The organism is Kitasatospora sp. Xyl93 (genome assembly GCF_055383135.1).
Window position 1 is genome coordinate 92,578 of the sequence record NZ_AP029186.1, and the last position, 16,664, is coordinate 109,241.

A 16,664-nucleotide genomic window follows, 5' to 3' on the forward strand; every position below is an offset into this window, starting at 1 on the left:
CGGGGACGGCCATGACCACCCCCGACCGGGCCCTCGACGGACTCCGCGACTGGCACCGCGAGCTGCGGGCGCAGTTCCCCATCATCACCGGCAACCCGGACCAGGCGTACCTGGACAGCGCGGCCACCTCGCAGAAGCCCCGGGCGGTGCTCGACACCGTCCAGCGCTACCTGACCACCGCCAACGCCAACGCCGGACGCGGCACCTACACCTGGGCCAACGCCACCACCGCCCTGGTCGAGCGCACCCGCGTCCGGGTGGCCCGCTTCCTCGGCGACCCGGACCCGCAGGAGCGCTCCGGCGTCCACTTCGTCAGCGGCGCCACCGAGGGGCTGCGCACGGTGGCCCGGGACTGGCTGCCCCGCCACCTGCGGGACGGCGACGAGATCCTCGTGCCGTTCGCCGACCACCAGGCCAACGCGCTGCCCTGGCTGGAGGCGCGGCGACTGCTGGCCCGCCAGGGCGTCCACGTCACGGTGCGCGAGCTGCCGTACGACCCGGCCTCGCACGACTACGACCACCGCGCGCTGGCCCGGCTCGTCACCCCGCGCACCGCGTTCGTCGCCGCCACCCACGTGCACCACGTGTACGGCGGCGACATGAACGTCCACCGCATCCGGGCGGCGGTCGGGCCCGACGTGCCGATCTGCCTGGACGCCGCGCAGGGCGTCGGCCACCTGCCGGTGGACGTCGGCACCCTGGACGTCGACTTCGTGGTCTTCTCCGGGCACAAGGCGATGGCCCTGCCCGGCACCGGCGCGGTGTGGGCCCGCAACACCCGGGGCCCGGAGTTCACCCCCGGCGGCTGGACCGGGACGCCCAACACCTGCGGGATCGCCAGCCTGGAGGCCGCCCTGGACTGGCTCGACGCCGCCGGGCCGGAGCGCGTCCGGCTCTGGAACACCGCCCTGGCCGCCCGGCTCACCGAGGGGCTGCGCACGCTGGCCCCGTACGAGGTCCTCGGCTGCCAACGGAGCCTGGCCGCCGACTCCGAGGTCCAGCGGCGGGAGGGCATCGTCACCTTCCGGCACCGCGGGATCGGCTCCAACGACCTGGGGTTCGTCCTGGCCAGCCACGGCCTGATGGTGCGGGCCGACGGGCACTGCCAGGGGCGGGCCGGGGAGAGCGAGAGCTCGGTGCGGGTGAGCCTGCACGTCTACAACAGCCCGGAGGAGGTCGACCGGCTGCTCGCCGTCCTGGCCGGGCTGTGACCGCGCCGGCTACGAGGCCGCCGGGCGGTGACCGCGCCGGCCGCGAGGCACGTCCGCCTCGCAGCCGGCGCGCCGGGCCGGTGCCGGGGTCAGCGCAGGCCGGCGAAGAGGTCGTTCTCGGGGACGGCCGCGCCGGTGGTGTCCCGGACCCGCAGGAAGGTCTCCACGCCCATCAGTTCGGCGAACCGTTCCTTCCCCATCTTCAGGAAGAAGATGTTGTCGCCCTGGCTGGCGTGCGCGGCCAGGGCGTCGAACTTCTGCCCGGCGAAGGCGGTGGTGTCCACCCAGGTGGTGATCTCCTCGTCGGGCAGGCCGATCTCCGGCAGCTCGACCGCCTCCGCCGACCCCGGGTCCGGCTCCTCGAAGTCCGCGCCGAACTCGCGCATGACCTCCCCGAACCGCTGCATCGCCGAGCGCGGCGCCGTCGTCCAGTAGACCTTCGGCGTCAGGTCGACCAGCTCCAGGGCCGCCATGGTGATCCGGTGGGCCTGGATGTGGTCGGGGTGGCCGTAGAAGCCGTTCTCGTCGTAGGTGACGACCACGTCGGGCCGGTAGTGCCGCATCAGTTCGGCGAGCCGGGCGGCGCCCTCCGCCACCGGCGTGCGCCAGAAGGAGCCGGGCTCGTCGTTGCTCGCCCAGCCCATCATCCCGGAGTCGGCGTACTCCAGCAGCTCCAGGTGGCCGACGTTCAACACCTCGCAGCTGGCCTCCAGTTCCTGCCGGCGCATGGCGGCGACGGCCGCCGGGTCGTGGCCGGGCTCGCCCGGCTTGGCCCCGCCCGGTCCGTCGCCGCACCTGCCGTCCGTACACGTCACGAGCACCGTGCGCATGCCCTCCGCCGCGTACCGGGCGAGGACACCGCCCGTCCCGGTGGCCTCGTCGTCGGGGTGGGCGTGCACTGCCATCAGCGTCAACGGCCGGTCGGCCATGTGATCCGTCCTCGGGTCCGAAAGAGTCATCGCCCCCAGTCTGCGCCACGCGGACGGGTGCTCGCCATCCTTGCCGTGCTGTCCGGACAGCGGCTAGGAAGCGGTGTCGGCCGGCTCTTCCTGGACCGGAACCGCGGCGGCGTCGTTGCGGGCCCCGCCCCAGCGCTTCTCGGTCTCCCGGTGTATGTGCCAGATGTCGTCCTCGGTGAGGAGGACGGAGACGACACCGGGGAAAGCTTCCTCGAAATAGATGTAGGGCTCCCGGTTGTCGATGCGCGGGGAGTGGTAGTCGAGTCGGTCCCGCATGCCGTGCTGGCGCGTGACCGGTGTCGCGGGGTGATAGGTGAGGATGTTCGGGCTGGCCAGATCGACCAGCTCGTCGTCGATGAGACGGCCCACCTCGTGGATGGTCTCGTCGATGCTGTCCCGCGTCTCACCGTCGAGGCCGAAGAGAACGGAGGTTCCCAGCTGCAGGTCCTGTGCCTTGACCAGGGCCGCGGCTTCCCGGACCTTTTCCCTCCAGGGCTTCCGTTCGTCCCGGCGGAGGTTCTTGTGGATGTTGTTCATGACTTGCGTCGACATGCTCTCGATGCCGATGTAGATGTAGCTGCACCCGGCATCCTTCATCTTCCGCAGGATCCTTGACGACTCCTCAGCCGAATGGAGCGCGACCAGGGTGTCCACGGTCAGCTGGGCACCCCACTGGAGGTCGCGCAGCCGCTGGACGTCGTCTTCCCCGCGAACGAATCTGCGGTAGCGCGGTTCGAGCGAACCGCTCTCGTCCCGGCGGATCCGGCTGAGCTCCTCGCAGAAGTTCTCGATGTCCCGGTACCGACCGCTCCAGAAGACGGAGTCGTCGAAGAAGAGCGACTCGGCGCCATAGCCGACGTATTCGCAGACCCGCTCCGCCGCCGCACCTATCGCATCGTCCTTGAACCGCTTGAGCCCGGTGAGTTGTGACGACTCGGAGCAGAAATTACATCGGTACGGACAGGCGTTGGACACCATGAAGTGCGCGGTGCGCAGCACCTCCCCCGTCCCGGGGCGGGTGAAGATGGGGAACCGGGACCGGATCGCGAACGCCTCGTACGGCGAGGGTAAGGTCGCGAGGTCGAGCGTTCGGCCACGGAGCGCGACGGCGTCGAAGGTCTCCCCCGCCGCCAGGACGACGACCGACACGCCGGGCACGGGACCCTCTTCGGCGAGCAGCCCCTGCAGGCACGGCAGAACCTGGTCACGGTCCACCCAACGCCGGTCGAGGTCGGTGGCGAGGGCGAGGGCCCGCATGAGCAGGTCCACTGCGAAGTAGGCCTCGCCGCCGACGACGGCGTCGACCACTCCGGGAGCCCTGCCCTCCTGGATGACCGCCACCGTGCTGCTGGGTTCGAGCAGGAGGGCCTGGCCGTCGGGGGTGCAGGTGACGGTCTCGTCCACATGCCGGCCTCCGAGTACGACGAAGGCGTCCGGGACCTCGCGCTTGGCCAGTCTCGCGATGTCGAGCGCGTAGCGGTGCGCGGGTGACACGGCGCTGATGAGCACGACCCTGGGCTGGACCTCGCGCAGTAGCCGCACCCATCGCGCGCGCGCCGCGTCGTCCCAGACCCGGGGGTCGAACACCGTCTGGTCGGTGTTGGGTGACGTGCCGTAGGCCCGGTATCCGTCGTCACTGACGGAAAGCCGGTACTCCTTGGACGGGAACCGGGTCCACTCGGGCGCGAGGTCGCTGTAGTGGACGGCGTCCTCCAGCGGGCCGGCGTCCGCCACCGCACGGTGCACGGCGACGCTCAGCGCCGTGTAGAGGCACATCGGGTCGCCCGGATAGGTGATTTCACCCTCGGATTGGGTCATGACGGGCGCCAGTACCGACAGCACGGGGAAATAGCGGGTGCCCGTTCTCGCACTCGCCAGGTCCGCCGACAGCCGGCGCCTGCGTGTCAGACGCCGTTCCCGGAACGCGTCCGGATCGGACACTCCTCCCGGGCGATGCATCTGAATGTCGCCACCCCCCGAATGCACCTTCTGAATAGCGTGCGTGGCCATCAGTCCTCCGGATTCTGTCTTCCAGGGTCTTGTCCCCGAACACGGACATCGATGACGAACTACTCCGGCGGGCCATCGATGGACATTCCCGTCCTTCTGCTCCCCGAAAACACCCATCCCAGTCCGTCAAAAGGCCGGGACTTCCCAGAGCCTGGCCGCATTCATCCCGTGGCGGTCCAGCGGCTCTTCCATCGAGGGCTCCCCCGGTACGACCTCGAACTCACCCGTGATCTTACTCGACCTCACCAGGCCGTGTCTTCGAAAATGTCACGTCCGCATCATCTCCCATTCATTCACGTCCGGGCCGGCCCGAGGGCTCCGACGGGGTTTCCGGGAACGCACGCGAACCGGCCGGCCGAGCCCCGGGGATTCCCGTGGGCCGGCGCGATCAGCAGGCGTGTTCGTGGCGGCCGCGAGGACCGTCGCGGCCGGTTCCCGCCCGGCCCGTCGGACCGGGCAGGCGGCGGAAGCAGTTCGCCGCCGCACCGGCCGCGCGTACGCCCCGGCCGCGGAGCTCCACCGTCCCGGCTTCCACCGCGGCGTGCCGGCCGTTCACCGCGAGCCCCTCGGCGAGGACGCTTGCCGACTCCCGGGACGCCTGCCCCGGCACGGACCGTACGCTGCTCGACGACCGGCCGAGGCCCGACGGGGCCCGGCGGACGGCAAGGCGTCCGCGCCTCGTCCCCGGGCCCGCCCCGTTACGCCGCGCCGCTCCGCCCCGGGTCGGAGTCCCCCGCCCCGGGCAGGGCGGCCGTGGCCTGAAGATACGCGGCCAGGCTCTGCAGCGTCGGATGGCTGTGCAGAGCCACCAACGTCAGCTCGGGCACCTGCGCCATACTGCGCATGGCCGTCATCGAATCGCCGCCCAGGGCGAAGAAGTCGTCGTCGCGCCGGATCGCGTCGATGCCCAGAACGTCCCGCCACGCCGCGGCGATCCGCTCCTCCCACGGACCGCTGGGCTCGGCATCCACGGGCACGGTGCCGCCACGGCGTTCCTCGTGGAGCGAGGGGGCCGCGGGAAGCGACTTGCGGTCCAGCTTCCCGTTGGGGCTCAGCGGCATGGCCGGCAGCACGAGCACGGTGCCGGGAACCATGTGAGCCGGGAGGCTGGCCGCGAGGGTCCTGCGGACGTCCTCCGGGTCCAGCACTTCGCCGTCACGCGGCACGGCGTATCCGACCAGGACCGGGACGCCGACGGCATCGGTCCGTGCGGTCACCGCCGCATCCTTGACCTGGGGATGGCCGCGCAGGACGGACTCGATCTCGGTCAGCTCCACCCGCAGTCCGTGAATCTTCACCTGGAGGTCGGTCCGGCCGATCAGTTCGATCAGTCCGTCGGCACCGAACCTCGCCAGGTCGCCGGTACGGTACAGCCGCTCGTCGGCCACCGGGCCACAGCTCCACTCGATGAATCGCTCGGCGGTGAGGGCGGGCTGGTCCAGGTAGCCGACCGCGAGGCCGACGCCGGCGAGGTACAACTCGCCCGTCACACCCGGCGGAACGGGTTGAAGCGACTCGTCCAGGATGTACGTGCGCTGATTGGCCATCGGGCGCCCGTACGGAATGCTCCTCCAGGTGGGTTCGGTGGCCTCGACCTCGAATATCGTCGAATAGATCGAGGCCTCGGTGGCCCCACCGAGGGAGATGAACCTGGCACCGGGCGCGGCCCCGCGGGCGCGTCCGGGCAGCTTCAGCGGGATCCAGTCTCCGGCGACCATGATCAGTCGCAGTGCGCCCACCGGTGAGGGCGCGCCACCCCCGCCGTGCTCGACGTGGTCGAGTACCAGTTCCAGCAGTGCCGGCGCGGTGTTCCACACCGTGACGCCGTGCTCCGCCGCCAGTTCGGCCCAGTGCGCCGGATCCTTGGCCCGGCCGGGCGCGGGAAGGACGAGGGTGCCGCCTGCCGCCGTCATCCCGAGGAACTCGTAGACCGACATGTCGAAACTCGGGGACGACAGGCCGAGGACACTGTCGCCGATGCCCACGGCGAAGCGGGAGTTGAGATCCTCGATGTTGTTCACCACGCCCCGGTGGCGCAGCGCGATCGGCTTCGGCTTCCCGGTAGAACCTGACGTGTGCATGACATAGCAGAGGTTGTCCGGCCCCGCCTGGGCCTTCGGATCGTGATCGGGCCGAGCGGACAGGGCGGCGGACTCGCGGTCCAGCAGCACCAGGCGTTCCCGCCGCACGGAGTCCTCGCCGGTCAGAGCGGCAGCGAGCTCGCTCCGGCTGATCAGAGCCACGCAGGAGGCACCGGTGATCATGGTGGACACCCTGGCCCGCGGATAGCCGGGGTCGAGTGGGACATAGGCCCCGCCGGCCTTGAGCACCCCGAGCATCGCGATCAGCAGGTCGGGCGAGTGCTCGAGGTAGAGGCCGACGCGGTCGTCGGGGCCGACGCCCAGGTCCCTCAGATGATGTGCCAGCCGGTTCGCCGCGGCGTTGACCTCCTGGAACGTCAGCCGGGTCGCTCCTTGGACCACGGCGACGGCCTCGGGGGACCGCGCGGCCCGCTCCTCGAACGCCTCGTGCAGGCAGCCCTCCTCACGGGGCAGCCGGACAGCGGTGTCGTTCCATTCCACGAGGATCCGGTGCACCTCGGGCCCGGTGAGCAGCACGAGGTCCGCCAGTGCCTGGTCCGGCCGGTCCGCGCCGTCCTCGAGCAGGTTCTGGAAGTGGGCGAGCAGCCGGTCGCCGGTCGCCGTCTCGAAGAGTCGCTCGTCGAAGTGGAGAGCGACCGACCGGGAGGCCGCCTCGGCCACCGGCAGCACGAGCTCGACCTCGTACGGCCGATCGTCCCCGCCGGCCCGGTCCGCACCGAGCCGTACACCGATGCGCGCGGGCTCCTTACCGGGGCCCGCCACGGCGCCGGCCGCACCGGTCAGCCCGCGGAGCGTACTCTCCCCGGTGACGGAGAAGCGGAGCAGCGAGTCCCCACCGCCTTCGCGGTGCACCTGGAACTCGACCTGGTTCTGGCCGGAATACCGGTACAGCAACGCGGCGAAGCCGGCCAGCAGCACACTCTCCGGGGCGGTCGCACAGGACGCCGCCACATCCCTGACGGCGCCGGCGTAAAGACCGGGAATGTCTCGGCGTAACACCCCCGTGCAACGGGGTGCGTCGATGCCACGCGGCCGGTCCGCAGGGAATTGGGCAGCACGGGAGGACAATTCCTGACTCCTGTCACAGATTCTCGACATCGCAGATGTAATTCGACTGTGAATATCGGATGGGCGCATGTGCGCACCGACTGCCGGGCCAGGAGGCTCCGAGATTTGCGAGCGACTAGCCTCAGCGTCTAATCCGGGCTGAGGAAGGCGCTGTTGGCGACATTACCGGGGGGTTGCGAACGCCGCAATGTGACCGACATCACACATCATGGGCCAAAGGCTGCCGCATAACCTTGTGTGCTCCCCTTGAGGTACTCGGGGAACTCCCCAGTGGCCGGCTGGACGGTGGGGATGCGACTGGAGGACCGGCGGAACCGCGGGAATTCCGCCGAGCGATCGGTTTACTGCCGCACGCTTTCCGTACCGGCCTCCTCTCCGTCGTGCGGCACCGCACCGACATTCGTCCGCGCAACTCTGCGCCATCGAACCGACACGGAACAGGACTATGAACGCCGAAACTTCGTCAACCGCTCTCGACGCCCTCGAACTGAGCCACCTGTCCCAGCGGGACGGGGAGAAGTGGGCCACCGCGGGCGACGGCATGCTGGCCTCCTGGGTCGCGGACATGGACTTCCCGACCGCACCCGCGATACGCGAGGCCCTGCTGCGCCGCGTCGACGGCGATCTCGGCTACCCCCCGTGGTTCGACCAGAGCGGCGGCGGCCCGCTCGGCGAGGTGTTCGCCGAGCGGACGCGGCACCGGTACGGCCACAGGCCCGATCCCACGCACGTCCGGCTGTTCACGGACATCAACCAGGCGATGCTCGCGACGATCCGGATCGCCACCGACCCCGGCGACGCGGTACTCCTGCACACCCCCGCCTGCCCGCCGTTCGTCGATGTCATCGAGAGGATCGGCCGCAGGGCGCTGACCGTTCCGATCCAGGAGGGCGAGGGCGGGTGGGAGTTCGATCCCGCACTCATGGAGCGGACCGCGGCGGACGGGGGCTCGGGGCGCTGCCGGGTGCTCTTCCTCGTCAACCCCCACAACCCCACCGGCCGGGTGTTCCGCCGTGACGAGCTGGAGTCACTCGCGGAACTCGTGCTCAGGTTCGACCTGTTGGTGATCTCCGACGAGGTGCACGCGGATCTGGCCCATGCCCCGCACCAGCACATCCCGTTCGCCTCGCTCAGCCCGGAGATCGCCGCCCGCACCGTCACCCTCACCTCGGGGAGCAAGGCGTTCAACCTCGCCGGGATCCGCTGCGCGCTGGCACACATGGGACCGCGGGCCGTTCGGGACGCCGTCGACGCGCAGCACGGGCTGCTCTTCGGCCAAGTGGGAGTGCTCGCGGTCGAAGCCCTGAAGGCCGCCTGGACTTCGGGCGACGCCTGGCTGGACGACGTCATGGCCGTCCTGGGCCGGAACCGCCGGCTGCTGGCCGAGCGGCTCCCGGAGGGGATCCGGTGTCGGACTCCGGAGGCCACCTTCCTCGCCTGGCTCGACTGCCGGCAGCTGGGGACCGGTCCGGACCCCATGCCCTTCTTCCGCGACGAGGCCAAGGTGCTTCTCTTCTCCGGACCGGCCTTCGGAGCCGGCGGCGACGGATTCGTACGGCTCAACTTCGGCACGTCCCCGCAGGTCCTGACAGAGACCCTGGAACGCATGAGCGCCGCGTTGCGACGGTGCGGACGTGCCTGAACACCGCGAGCCGCGCGACACGGACGTTCCGCTCAACACCGACAACCCCGCAGGCACGGACAAGGAGCTTTCCTGTGACTGACCACGCGACGGTGCGGGTCCAGCCGGCCTCCGCCCTGGAGATGCAGCTCTGGCTCGCCGAGCAGATCGCCCCGGCGAGCCGCGCCGGCTGGATCCTCGCCCAGGTCCGCGTCGACGGCCCGCTCGACCTCTCCGCCCTCGACGCGGCGCTGGCGGCGGTGGCGCGCCGCCAGGAGGCGCTGCGCACCGCCTTCGACTTCGAGGACGAGCAGGTGGTCCGCAGGGTCCTCGCGGAGCCGGTCGCGGAGCCGCTGCTGCAGCTCGGGTCCGGCACCGGCTTCGAGGAGGCGGCCGCCACCCTGCTGAACGCCGACACCTTCGATCTCGCCACCGGCCGCGTCCACCGGGCCGCGGTCGCCCCGGACGCACTGGGCGCCACCGTCTTCCTGGCGGTCCATCACATCGCCTTCGACGGTCTCTCCCAGGAGGTGTTCGCCGCCGATCTGGCGCGCGCCTACGCACGGGCCGTCGACGGCGTCGCGACAGATCTGCCCGTGCTGGAACGCAGGGAGCCCGCAGAACTCACGCCGGCGCGACACGCCGAGCTCACCACCCACTGGCGCGCCGTGCTGGCGGGGGCGGCCGACCTGCCCACCCCGGACGGCGGCCCGGCGCCGAACCAGCACGAGCTCGCCGTGGGCGGGTCGGCCGAGCTCCGAACCAGCTATCCGCCCAGCACCCGGCAGGCGGTGCGCGACCAGGCCAGGCGCAGCGCCTGCTCACCGTTCGCGGTGCTGCTGGCCGCGTACGGCCGGGCCCTGGCCGAGATCACCGGCGGCTCCGACTTCTGCGTCGGCACGCCGGTGGCCACCCGCTCGGCCGGGCAGCAGGACGAACTCGGCTGCCTGATCGACATCCTGCCGGTGCGGATGCCCGAGCTGTCCGCACCCGGGGTGGTCGAGCGGGTCTGGGCTGCCGTGCGGGAGAGCATCGCGGGCTCCGCGCTGCCCCGTTACGACATCGTCCGGGTCGTGGACACCGTCGCCGGTGGCCGGATGCCCGTCTACCAGGCGCTGTTCGCCTTCGAGAACTGGCAGCGCGTCGAGCATCCGGCCGGTCCGGTGAGGATGCGCGCCGTTCCGGTGCCGCCGGTCGGCGCGGTCGCCGAGGTCCAGCTCCAGGTGTGCGAACTGCCCGACGGGACCCTGACCTGCGTCGTCCAGGCCCCGCTGGCCGGTTCCTGGTCGCAACGGCTCCCCGATCTGCTGCGCGCCTTCGACCGCCGACTCGCCGAACTCGCCCCGGCGGCCACGCCCCGCTCCTCCTCGGAAGCTCCGGCATGACCACCCGTTGACGTGCCCGCCGTACGCCGGTGCCGGCGGCCCCCTGGCAGCTTCCCAGGGGGCCGCCGTGCTGCGCACCCCTCCCGTCCAGGTGCCGGGACGGGTCATGCGTCGGGCGGGAACGGGCCTCCGTCGGATCCGTCGGCCAGCAGTTCGGCGAAGCCGGCCACGGTCGGGGCCTTGAACAGGCTCGGGACGCTCACCGCGACACCCAGCGCCTCGCGGATCCGGGCCACCAGGCGGATCGCGTCGAACGAGTTGCCGCCCAGGCGGAAGAAGTCGTCGTGGATCCCCATGTCGGGCGCCGCGAGCACGTCGGCGAACAAGGAGCGGAGCAGCACCTCGGTCGTGTCGCGCGGGGCGGCCGGTCTCCCGGTCGGCCCGCGCCGGGGCGCGGGGAGTGCCGCCCGGTCGAGCTTGCCGTTGGCCGTCAGGGGAAGCGCGTCGACGATCACGAAGTGGTCCGGAACCATCTGCGGCGGCAGCCGGAGCCCCGCTTCCCGCCGCACGTCCTCGACGTACAGTTCCGGAGACGACCAACCCGGCCCACGGGACGCCGGTGCGGCACCCGTCCCTCCACCGGAGGCCGGCTGCCCGCCGCGGACCGCGTAGAGGGTGACCAGACCGGTCTGCGAGAGCATCGCCAGCCCGTCGACGGTGACCCGGTACCCCCGCTCCTCCAACCGGCCCCGGATCCAGTCGATCCGGCCCGGGGCGTCGTGCACTTCGATCACCAGTTGGCGGACCAGGTTCCAGTGCTCCTCACGGAGCCCCAGAAGCACCTCCCGTTCGCTCTTCTCCGCATCGATCTTGAGCAGGTCGATCCGTTCCACACCGGTCTCGTCGATGACGTCCGACAGCGTGCGCAGCTCGCAGGTCACGTCGGTGTGTCGCAGCCGCTCCGTGAGCAGACTGTCGAGATCCGCCGAACCGCTCCGCGGAAGGGCTTCCCGCACCGGCTGCTCGTTGCGGACGAAGGCCTCCAGGACGCCGCGCTCCTCGGCGGTGTCACCGAAGCGCCCCGACATGATCGAGAGTTGCGGGTAGTAGGTGAACGACGCCGTGCCCGCCGCCTCGGCGAGGCCGCACGGGAACAGCCTGGCGTCGACTCCGTGCAGCCGGGTGTTGAGTTCGAGCATGCGGAACAGCTGCGGAATCGGCTCGAACGCATGGACCACGCTGCCGGGACGGGAGCGGGCCACCGCGAGCGAGAAGAACCCGATGTGCGCGCCCACGTCGAAGACGCAGGCCCCGGTGTCGGGCAGCGTGATCCCGTGCCGCAGGTACTCGCCCTCCTCGAAGATCTCGCGGTACAGGAAGTCCGCCTCCGAGCGGTTGGACGCGACCACGGCCATGCCGTTCGGCAGGGTCTGCAGGTCCTTCCGGTCGAGGAGCCCGGCTTCCTCGAGGCGGCACAGGTTCCGCAGCGCGGCGGCCTCGACGGGGTCGGGTACGAGGTAGGCGGTCAGCCGCGTCTCGCCGGCCTCGTCGGGCCTGGCGGCCACCACCGCGTCGGCGACCGCGGCGTGCCGGGCCAGCGTCGCCTCGATCTCGCCGAGTTCGATGCGCACGCCGCCCACCTTGACCTGGTGGTCGGCGCGGCCCAGGTAGTGCAGGACGCCGTCGGGGTCCTGCCGGGCGAGATCCCCGGTCCGGTACATCCGGCTGCCTTCGGGGCCGTAGGGGTCGGGGACGAACCGCTCCGCCGTGAGCCCCGGCCGGTTGACGTACCCCCGGGCCAACTGGACACCCGAGATGTAGAGCTCGCCGGCCGCACCGGGCGCGGCCCGGTTCAGCCGCTCGTCCAGCACGTACAGCCGGGTGTTCCGCACCGGGGCACCGATCGGCACCGGGCCGGGTGGGTCGTCGGGGCCGCAGCGCCAGTAGGACACGTCCACCGCGGCCTCGGTGGGCCCGTAGAGGTTGTGCAGTTCGGCGCCCAGGAGGCGGAAGAACCGTGACCGCAGATCGGCCGAGAGCGCCTCGCCGCTCGCGAACACCCGGCGCAGCGAATCGCACCGGGCCGTCGTCGGCTCTTCGAGGAAGTGACGCAGCATGGACGGGACGAAGTGCACGGTCGTGATCCGCTCCGCCCGGATCAGCTCGGCGATCCGGGCGGGATCCCGGTGCTCGTCCGGCCCGGCCAGGACGAGGCGCGCACCGACGCACAGCGGCCAGAAGAACTCCCACACGGAGACGTCGAACCCGGCGGGGGTCTTCTGCAGGACGCGGTCGTCGTGGCCCAGCGGATACTCCGCCTGCATCCAGCGCAGGCGGTTGACGATGGCCTCCTGGGACACGGCCACCCCCTTGGGCCGGCCGGTGGATCCCGAGGTGAAGATGACGTAGGCGGTGCTCGACGGGTGCGGCGAGGGCCACCCCGTCCCGTCCTCCTCGGGCGCGCCCTCCTCCGACATCCGCCGGACGTCCTCGCTGTCGAGCGTCAGCACGGGCCGCGCGTCCTCGGTCATCTCCCGTACGCGCTCGGCGGGCAGCAGCGGATCGACCGGAAGGTACGCGGCCCCGGCCCTGTGCACCGCGTGGAGGGCGACCACCAGTTCCACGGATCGCGGCACCGCGACCGCCACGGTCGTCTCGGGCCCCACCCCCTTCGCCATGAGCGACCGCGCCAGTCGGCCGGCCCTGGCAGCCAGCTCGGCGTACGTGAGGGACACACCGGCGCCGACGAGCGCGACGGCGTCAGGGGTACGGGCCACCTGGGCCGCGAACAGATCGGGCAGGGTCTCTGCCGCCGTGTCGTGAGCCGCGGTGTCGCTCATGACGTCACTTCCCATCGTTGTCGAACAGACCGCCGCACCGTGAGGCCGGCTACGGAAGGGGCGTTGCGGACGGCTGGACGGCCGCCCGGCGCAGTGCCTCGATGTGCGCGGCCAGCGTCTCGACGGTCGGCGCGTCGACCAGGGCGCGCACCGGGATGTCCAGTCCGAGCTCAGCCCGCAGTCGGCTGACGACCGCCAGCAGGGAGAACGAGTCCCCGCCGGCCTCGAAGAAGTTGGCCCGCACGTCCACCTCGGCGAACCCGAGCACCTCCGCCCAGGCCGCCGCGACGGTGCGCTCCGTCTCCGTGCTCGGCGGTGTCACGGCCGCCGGGAGCACGGGAACCGGCTCGGGTCGGGGCAGCCGCCGGCGGTCCACCTTGCCGGTCGGGGAGAGCGGCATGGCGCCGAGCCACATGAACACGGCCGGCTGCATGACGATGGGCAGCTTCGGGGCGAGGTGGGCACGGAGCGCGGCCTCGTCGAGCCCGCTGCCCGGCGTCCTGACCACGTGGGCGACCAGCCGCTGGTCGGGCTCCAGGACCACCACGGCGTTCGCCACCTCCGGGTGACCGCGCAGCACCGATTCGATCTCCTCCAGCTCGACCCGCACGCCGCGGATCTTGACCTGACTGTCGACCCGGCCCAGGAACTCCATCTCCCCGTTGGGCAGGCGGCGCACCAGGTCGCCCGTGCGGTAGAGGCGTCGGCCGGGCCGGGCCGGGTCCGGGGCGAACCGGTCGGCGGTCAGGGCGGGCTGGTTGCGGTAGCCGCGGGCGACTCCGTCACCGCCGATCCAGAGCTCGCCGGGCACGCCGATGGGCTGCGGGTTCCCCCAGCGGTCGACCACCGCGCAGGAGGCGTTGGCGATCAGCTCACCCAGCGGCATGGAGCTGCGCTCCAGCGGTTCGTCGCCCATCCGGCCGACCAGGGCCGCGCCCGCGGTCTCCGTCGGCCCGTACTCGTTCCAGATCTCGCACCCGGCGGGGACGACCGCACGGGTCCGCGCCACCAGGTCGGCGTCCAGGTTCTCGCCGCCCATGGACACGTGCCGCAGGGTCGGCATGTCGAGGCCGGCGTCGGTGATGCCGCGCATCTGGGTCGGCGTCAGGTACAGCATGTGGATCGACCGCTCGTTGATGAACCGGGCGGTGGCCGCGCCGTCGGCCTTGACCTCACGGGGCAGCATGACCAGGCAGGCGCCCGCGGTCAGGGCGTGGAACATCTGCTCGACGGACCAGTCGAAGTGGTAGGAGAGGTTGTGCACCACCCGGGTTCCGGGCCCGATCGGGCGGATGTCCTGGGCCCACTGGATCCACGGGGTGATCGCGGTGTGCGGCAGGCCGACGCCCTTGGGCCGGCCGGTGGTCCCGGACGTGTACATCAGGTACACCAGCTGCGAGGGATGCAGCGCGGACCCCGGGGTGCCGCCGCGCGCGCCGTCCTGCGCGGTGCTCACCACGTCCACGCACTCCAGGACGGCCGTCGGCAGCTGGTCCCGCAGTTCCGGGGTGGTGACCAGGACCTTCATCCCGCTGTCCGCGACGACGTACGACATCCGGTCGACGGGGGCGAGCGGATCGATCGGCACGTAGGCGGCACCGGACTTCAGGATGCCGAGGATGCCGACGATGAGGTCCACCGACGGGTCCGCGCACAGGCCGACCAGATCGTCGGTGCCGATGCCGCGCGCCGTCAACTCGTCGGCCAACCGGGACGCCCTGCCGTCGAGTTCGCGGTAGCCGACCCGCTCGTCGCCGCTCTCCACCGCGTCCGCGTCCGGGGTCCTGAGCGCCTGCTCCTCGAACAGCCGGTGCAGGAAGAGGTCCGTGGGGTAGGGACCGCAGCCGGCGGTTGACCACTCCTCGAGCCGGCGGCGCTCCTCCTCGGGGAGGATGGTCAGCTCGGAGAGGCGCTTGGCGGGGGCGGCCACCGCGTCGGCCGCGAGTACGGCCAGGTGGTCGAGGATGCGCCAGGCCTTGTCCTCCAGGAACAGGTCGGTGTTGTAGTCGACCGCGAGGCGGTACGTCGACTCGGTCTCGACGACCCGGAACACCAGGTCGAACTTGACCGCCTTCAGGGTCAGGCCCAACTCGACGTCGTTGACGGTGATCCCGGCCAGCTCCGGCGCCGGGACCGCGTGCTGGTAGGCCAGCATGACCCGGAACGGCCCCTGCCGGGAGGAACGGTCGGTCGAGACCGCGTTGGCCACCCGCTCGTAGGGGACGTCCTGGTGGGCGAAGGCCTCCAGGACCCTGCCCCGGACCCGGCCGAGCAGCTCGGCCAGCGTCGGGTCGCCGGACAGGTCGCTGCGCACGGCGAGGGTGTTGAGGAAGCACCCGAGCATGGACTCGAGCTCCGGCAGGTCACGGTTGGCGCTGGGGATGCCGACCACGATGTCCGTCTGGCCGCTGTACCGGCTGAGCAGCACGTTGAGCAGCGTGAACACGGTCATGAACGGCGTGGCGTTGTGCTCCCTGGACAGCTCGCGGATCCTGCGCGACACCGCTCGGGGCAGCTCGATGTCCACCGACGCCCCCCGGCTCGTGCCGGTCTCCCGGGGCGGCAGGTCGGTCGGAAGGTCCAGCACGGGGAGCGGGCCGCGCAGGCGGTCCTTCCAGTAGTCCAGTTGGCGTTCGAGCGTGGTCCCGGTGACCGTGCGCCGCTGCCAGGCGGCGTAGTCGGCGTACTGCACCGGCGGCTCCGCGGCCGCCGGGATCCCCCCGCCGGCGGCGGCGGCGTAGAGCTCCAGCAGCTCGGCCATGGCGAGTTCGAAGGAGTACACGTCGGTGATGATGTGGTGCAGGTTGATGAGCAGGACGTGCCACTGCGCGTCCAGCCGGTACAGCTCGACCCGGAGCAGCGGCCCCCGCTCCACGTCGAACGGCCGCTGGGCGGAGTCGAGGAGCAGACCGGCCAGGACCTCCTCCTGCTTCTCCTCCGGCTCGTCCCGGAGGTCGACCACGGTCAGCGGCGATTCGGCCCTGGCCCGGATCACCTGCTCGGGGATGCCGTCGACCGCCTCGATGGTGGTGCGGAAGACCTCGTGCCGGTCGACCAGCGCCTGGACGGCCTGCCCCAGGGCCGTGACGTCGAGCGGGCCCACGAGCTCGTTCGCCATCGGGATGTTGTAGCGGGAGCTCGGGCCCTGGATGTGCTCGTCGACCCACAGCCGCTGCTGGGTGAACGAGGTGGGCGCGTGGAAGACCTCGCCCGAGCGCCCCTCGAACGGCTCGATGGTCTGTTCCGCCCCGGGCTCCGTCTCCCGCATCGCCTCGATGGCCGCGGTCAGCTCGACGAGGGTCTGCGCGTCGAAGATCACGCCGAGCGGGATCCGGATGCCCAGCTCCTCGCGCAGCCGGCTGATCGCTCTGGCGCCTTTCAGTGAATTCCCGCCCAACGCGAAGAAATTGGCGTCAGGACCGGAGATCTCGGTGTGCAGGACGGCCGCCCACACATCCGAGACCACGTCCATCACGGACCGCTGCGACATGTCGTTCCACCTGAATCCGTCGATCGAGAGGATGGTCG

The 16,664-nt window shown here is 71.4% G+C and carries 7 protein-coding genes and 1 pseudogene; 3 read left to right on the plus strand and 5 right to left on the minus strand.

Translation table 11 applies throughout. The features are described 5' to 3' along the window. The first annotated feature begins 11 nt into the window (after window positions 1–11). The gene (locus ACZ5GH_RS38670; RefSeq protein ID WP_387758779.1) at window positions 12–1,211 is read left to right on the plus strand and encodes an aminotransferase class V-fold PLP-dependent enzyme; all 1,200 of its coding nucleotides are present in this window, start codon (window positions 12–14) and stop codon (window positions 1,209–1,211) included. 89 nt (window positions 1,212–1,300) lie between these two features. On the opposite strand, the gene ACZ5GH_RS38675 is transcribed toward ACZ5GH_RS38670, so the two are convergent. The 3 genes from ACZ5GH_RS38675 to ACZ5GH_RS38685 all read right to left on the minus strand — a co-directional run bounded on the left by ACZ5GH_RS38675 (window position 1,301) and on the right by ACZ5GH_RS38685 (window position 7,350). Continuing rightward, window positions 1,301–2,140 carry a PIG-L family deacetylase gene (locus ACZ5GH_RS38675; RefSeq protein WP_387758778.1) on the minus strand — a complete coding sequence of 280 codons (840 nt, stop codon included), beginning with the start codon at window positions 2,138–2,140 and terminating at the stop codon, window positions 1,301–1,303. Window positions 2,141–2,233: 93 nt separating this feature from the next. Then, window positions 2,234–4,180: a B12-binding domain-containing radical SAM protein gene (locus tag ACZ5GH_RS38680; RefSeq protein WP_464336978.1), complete on the minus strand. Its 1,947-nt coding sequence runs from the start codon at window positions 4,178–4,180 to the stop codon at window positions 2,234–2,236. 698 nt (window positions 4,181–4,878) lie between these two features. After that, window positions 4,879–7,350 carry a non-ribosomal peptide synthetase gene (locus ACZ5GH_RS38685; RefSeq protein ID WP_464336979.1) on the minus strand — a complete coding sequence of 824 codons (2,472 nt, stop codon included), beginning with the start codon at window positions 7,348–7,350 and terminating at the stop codon, window positions 4,879–4,881. Between the two features lie 445 nt (window positions 7,351–7,795). Here ACZ5GH_RS38685 and ACZ5GH_RS38690 point away from each other — a divergent pair, with 445 nt between their 5' ends. Next, window positions 7,796–8,992 (plus strand): MalY/PatB family protein, encoded by a 1,197-nt coding sequence (locus tag ACZ5GH_RS38690; RefSeq protein WP_464336980.1) that lies wholly within the window; start codon window positions 7,796–7,798, stop codon window positions 8,990–8,992. Window positions 8,993–9,066: 74 nt separating this feature from the next. Beyond that, window positions 9,067–10,356, plus strand: coding sequence for a condensation domain-containing protein (locus tag ACZ5GH_RS38695; protein WP_464336981.1), 1,290 nt, complete (start codon window positions 9,067–9,069; stop codon window positions 10,354–10,356). Window positions 10,357–10,460: 104 nt separating this feature from the next. Here the strand turns inward: ACZ5GH_RS38695 and ACZ5GH_RS38700 are convergent. Together ACZ5GH_RS38700 and ACZ5GH_RS38705 are read right to left on the minus strand one after the other, a co-directional pair. After that, window positions 10,461–13,124: pseudogene (locus ACZ5GH_RS38700) on the minus strand (amino acid adenylation domain-containing protein); the annotation flags it as partial. 61 nt (window positions 13,125–13,185) lie between these two features. Then, a complete protein-coding gene (locus ACZ5GH_RS38705; protein ID WP_464336982.1) occupies window positions 13,186–16,626 on the minus strand; it encodes a non-ribosomal peptide synthetase in 3,441 nt (1,146 codons plus the stop codon). Window positions 16,627–16,664 lie beyond the last annotated feature (38 nt).

Excerpts from the sequence above, each read along its gene's own strand:
- ACZ5GH_RS38675 (WP_387758778.1), bottom strand. The coding sequence starts at position 2,140 with ATGGCCGACCGGCCGTTGACGCTGATGGCAGTGCACGCCCACCCCGAC.
- ACZ5GH_RS38680 (WP_464336978.1), bottom strand. The coding sequence starts at position 4,180 with ATGGCCACGCACGCTATTCAGAAGGTGCATTCGGGGGGTGGCGACATT.
- ACZ5GH_RS38705 (WP_464336982.1), bottom strand. The coding sequence starts at position 16,626 with ATGTCGCAGCGGTCCGTGATGGACGTGGTCTCGGATGTGTGGGCGGCC.
- ACZ5GH_RS38690 (WP_464336980.1), top strand. The coding sequence starts at position 7,796 with ATGAACGCCGAAACTTCGTCAACCGCTCTCGACGCCCTCGAACTGAGC.
- ACZ5GH_RS38670 (WP_387758779.1), top strand. The coding sequence starts at position 12 with ATGACCACCCCCGACCGGGCCCTCGACGGACTCCGCGACTGGCACCGC.